The organism is Micromonospora sp. KC207 (assembly GCF_004348615.1).
Classification (GTDB): domain Bacteria; phylum Actinomycetota; class Actinomycetes; order Mycobacteriales; family Micromonosporaceae; genus Micromonospora.
In genome coordinates this window covers 1-4026 of sequence record NZ_SMKJ01000431.1, presented here as the reverse complement: position 1 = coordinate 4026, position 4026 = coordinate 1, and the positions used below count along the sequence as shown (strand labels likewise).

Here is a 4026-nt window from a genome sequence, read left to right as displayed (position 1 = left end):
GCCGAAACGCCTGATGCCCCCACCATCGCCTTCGCCCCGGCCCCCGGTCGCGCCGCACGGCCCCCGGTCGCGCCGCGCCGCGCCGTCGCGCTGGCCGGGGCCGGGGCCGGGCGGTGAGAGGGGCACCCTTTTCTACCGGAGGCGTTAACAAGGGGCCCTTCCTTGCACCACAGGCGCAGCGAGAGGGCCCGCCGGCTGACGCCGACGGGCCCTCTCGCTGCGAGCTCCCCCGTTTGGACTCGAACCAAAAACCTGCCGGTTAACAGCCGGCTGCTCTGCCAATTGAGCTACGGGGGATCGCTCGTCACCCGGGATCAGATCTCTCCGACGCCCGCGGCGACGGCACAAGAGTACAGGACTCCCCCGGGGTTTGGTCCAGCGGGTTGCGAGGCGGGGCCCACCCCGGACCGGGAACATCCGAAGCGCCCGGCAACCAGACAATTCGCCATCCGGGCACAACCAGGCATGAGCGCGGAGGAGGATGGGTAGTTAGCTGCCGACAGAGGACGTAGGCGCGAGATGCTCGTCGCCCACGGGGTCCGCCCCGGGGAGGCGACGGCGCGTCAGGTACGGAAGGAGCCGCCATGCGCGGAAAGATCATGTTTCTTGGCGGGCTGGCTGCGGGATTCGTCCTGGGCGCCCGTGCCGGCCGGGAGAAGTACGAGGAGTTGGTCGTCCGGGGCCGCAAGGTGCTCGACCACCCGACCGTCCAGGAGGCGGCCGGCGTCGCGCAGGCCCAGGCCAACCGGCTCTACAGCGAGGGCAGGGACAAGCTGAGCCAGTCCAGGCTCGGTGAGAAGTTGAGCAACAACGGCGGTGACAGCGGCAAGCACGAGCTGACCGCCGCCGACAAGCCGTTCTCGGGCACCCCGGCGACGGTCGGCGCGAAGACGGGCAGCGGCCCGGCCAGCACCAACTCGACGGGTTCGACCACGAGCAGCAGCCCGGCCCGGACCAAGCCGTCCGGCACGGGCACCAACGGCAGCACGCTCTGACCCACGGTTCGTAGCGGGCCGGCCACCTTCGGGTGGCCGGCCCGCTTGCCGTCGGCCCGTCAGCCCTCGTCGCCGCCACCCCTCCCAGCCCGCATCGGCGCGACACTCGTCGCCACGTGGCGGCAGCAGCCGACCGAACGGGGGCCGCGCCGGGGTGACCGGGCGCGGCCCCGCCCCGCGTCCGGGGTGACCTGGCACTCGTTGCCACCCTCGACAGTCGCAGCCGAGGGACGACGGGAGAGGATGCCGGACGGAGGTGGTCATGATGACGTACGACGGCCCGGAGAACGCCGACCAGGCCCGGCTGCTCCGGTTGCTCCGCGACGACGGCCCGCGATCCCGGGTCGAGCTCGGCGACGCCGCGGGGCTCACCCGGGCGCGGCTCGTCGCGGAGCTCGACCGCCTGATCGCCCTGCGCCTGGTGGAGACCGCCGGCCCGGCCGCGTCCCGGGGCGGTCGCCGTTCCTCGCTGCTGCGCATCGCCGGCGGCGTCCGCTTCGCCGGGATCACGATCGGCCCCCGGGAGATCGACGTCGCGATCACCGACGGGGAACTGAGCGTCCTGGCCCGGCACCGCGAGCCCGTCGACGTCCGCCTCGGCCCGGAACCGACCATCGCCCGTACGCTCGAACTGCTCGGCAAGATCCGCGCGAACCTGGGCCTGGGCCGGCTGACCGGGGTGGGGGTGGGCCTGCCCGCCCCGGTCGCGTTCCGCGAGGGGGCCCCGATCTCCCCGCCGGCCCTGCCGGGCTGGCACGGGTACGGCGTCCGCGACGCGGTCGCCGCGGAGCTGGGCTGCCCGGTGCTGGTCGACAACGATGCCAACGCGATGGCGCTCGGCGAGCAGCACGCCGGCACCGGTCGCGCCTTCGACGATTTCCTGTACGTGAAGCTCGGCACCGCCATCGGCTGCGGCCTGGTGCTCGGCGGGACGCTGCACCGGGGCGCCACCAGCGGCGCGGGCGGCATCGCCCACCTGCGGCTCGACGAAGAGGGCCCCACCTGTGCCTGCGGCGAGACCGGCTGCCTGGAGGCGTACTCCTCGGACGAGGCCCTGGTCCGAGAGGCGCTCGCGGCGGTCGACGCCGGGCGGTCAGCGGCGCTCGCCGTCGGGCTGGCCGAGACGGGCGCGCTCACCGTGGCGGACGTGGGGCGGGCGGCGGTCGTTGGCGACGCCGCCGCACAGGCGCTGGTCCGCGAGGCGGCCCGGCGGCTCGGCCGCGTCCTGGTCGGGCTGGTCAACTTCGTCAACCCCGGCATCGTGATCATCGGCGGAGCCCCCGTGGGCCTCGGGCCGACGATGCTCGCCGAGATCCGGTCGGTGGTCTACCGGCGGTCACCGCCGCTGGCCACCGGCAGCCTGCCGATCGTCCTGTCCGACCTGGGCGACACCGCCGGCGTGGTGGGGGCGGCCCGCCTGGTCAGCGACGGCGTCTACGCCGCGCCCTGACCGGCGCACGGCGCTGACCGGCCGGCCCGGGGCGGGCGGCGCTCCGGTCGGACCCCGCGCGGGGTCCGACCGGAGCCGGCGACGGACTCAGTCCCGGTTGCTGCTGAACGCCGCGTCGAAGGCGGCGGACGGGGCGTCGAAGGCGAGCCGCCGGACGAACTGCAACGCCTCGGGCGCACCCACCAGCCGGTCCATCCCGGCGTCCTCCCACTCCACGGAGATGGGCCCGGTGTACCCGATGGCGTTCAGCGCCCGGAAGCAGTCCTCCCACGGCACGTCGCCGTGGCCCGTGGAGACGAAGTCCCAGCCCCGGCGCAGATCGGCCCAGGGCAGGTGGGACGCCAGCCGGCCACGCCGGCCGTCGCCGGTGCGCACCTTCGCGTCCTTGCAGTCGACGTGGTAGATCCGGTCGGCGAAGTCGAAGATGAAGTTCACCGGGTCCAGCTCCTGCCAGACGAAGTGCGACGGGTCCCAGTTCAGCCCGAACGCGGGCCGGTGCCCGATCGCCTCCAGGGTCCGCTTCGTCGTCCAGTAGTCGTACGCGATCTCGCTGGGGTGCACCTCGTGGGCGAAGCGCACGCCCACCTCGTCGAAGACGTCCAGGATCGGGTTCCACCGGTCGGCGAAGTCGGCGTACCCCCGCTCGATCATCTCCGGCGGCACCGGCGGGAACATCGCCAGGGTGTGCCAGATCGACGAGCCGGTGAACCCGACGACCGTGTCCACGCCAAGCTTCGCCGCCGCCCGGGCGGTGTCCTTGATCTCCTCGGCGGCCCGCTGGCGGACCCCCTCCGGCTCGCCGTCGCCCCAGATCCGGGCGGGCAGGATGCCCTGGTGCCGCTCGTCGATCGGGTGGTCGCAGACGGCCTGGCCGACCAGGTGGTTGGAGATCGTGAAGACCTTCAGGTTGTGCTTGGCGAGGGTCTGGAGCTTGCGGTCGACGTACGACTCGTCGGCGAGGGCCCTGTCGACCTCGAAGTGGTCGCCCCAGCAGGCGATCTCCAGCCCGTCGTAGCCCCACTCGGAGGCGAGCCGGCAGACCTCGTCGAACGGAAGATCGGCCCACTGGCCGGTGAAGAGCGTGATGGGTCGCGCCATGAGTCCTACTCCCCTGTCGTGTTGATGGGGGATTCCGTGTGCTGACCGGGGCGAGGGTGACCGGGCCGGGCCGGTGCGCGGCGGCCGGGGCGGGGTGCCGGTGGGCGCGGGCGAGCGCCTGGGCCCAGCGGGTTGCGCCTCCCGCCGGGTCACCGGCAACCGCGTACGGTCGCCGACGCTCACTCTATGGCTGCCCCGCGCGGTTAGGAAGGGCCCCCTGTGCAACAGAATGCGATAACAAGGGGCCCTTCCTTGCACCTAGCTAGGGCAGGGTCCACTTCTGGTTGGCCCCGCCGTGGCAGGACCACTGGTTCACGGCCGTGCCATCGGCGGAACTGTTGCCCGAGACGTCCAGGCACTTGCCCGACTGCGTGTTGCGCAGGCTCCCGTCGGACTGCGCCGACCACCGCTGCGCGCCACCGCCGTTGCAGGTCCAGAGCTGCACCTTCGCCCCGTCAGCCGAGGAACCGCCGTTGACGTCCA

4 protein-coding genes and 1 tRNA gene are annotated in these 4026 nt (G+C 73.2%); 2 read left to right on the top strand and 3 right to left on the bottom strand.

Features of this window, described 5'->3' with window-relative positions; genetic code table 11:
* Positions 1-224: 224 nt before the first annotated feature.
* Positions 225-297: transfer RNA gene (locus tag E1258_RS30685), tRNA-Asn, on the bottom strand.
* Between the two features lie 287 nt (positions 298-584).
* Between E1258_RS30685 and E1258_RS30680 the strand changes: the two genes are divergently transcribed.
* Together E1258_RS30680 and E1258_RS30675 are read left to right on the top strand one after the other, a co-directional pair.
* On the top strand, positions 585-995 hold the full coding sequence (locus E1258_RS30680; protein ID WP_132407246.1) for a hypothetical protein: 411 nt from the start codon (positions 585-587) through the stop codon (positions 993-995).
* A 265-nt stretch (positions 996-1260) separates the two neighbouring features.
* Positions 1261-2445, top strand: coding sequence for an ROK family transcriptional regulator (locus tag E1258_RS30675; RefSeq protein ID WP_132407248.1), 1185 nt, complete (start codon positions 1261-1263; stop codon positions 2443-2445).
* Positions 2446-2532: 87 nt separating this feature from the next.
* On the opposite strand, the gene E1258_RS30670 is transcribed toward E1258_RS30675, so the two are convergent.
* Complete coding sequence (locus E1258_RS30670) at positions 2533-3543, bottom strand: sugar phosphate isomerase/epimerase (protein WP_132407244.1); 1011 nt, start codon at positions 3541-3543, stop codon at positions 2533-2535.
* Between the two features lie 262 nt (positions 3544-3805).
* On the bottom strand, positions 3806-4026 hold a 221-nt coding region (locus tag E1258_RS30665), incomplete at its 5' end, for a ricin-type beta-trefoil lectin domain protein (protein ID WP_165949945.1).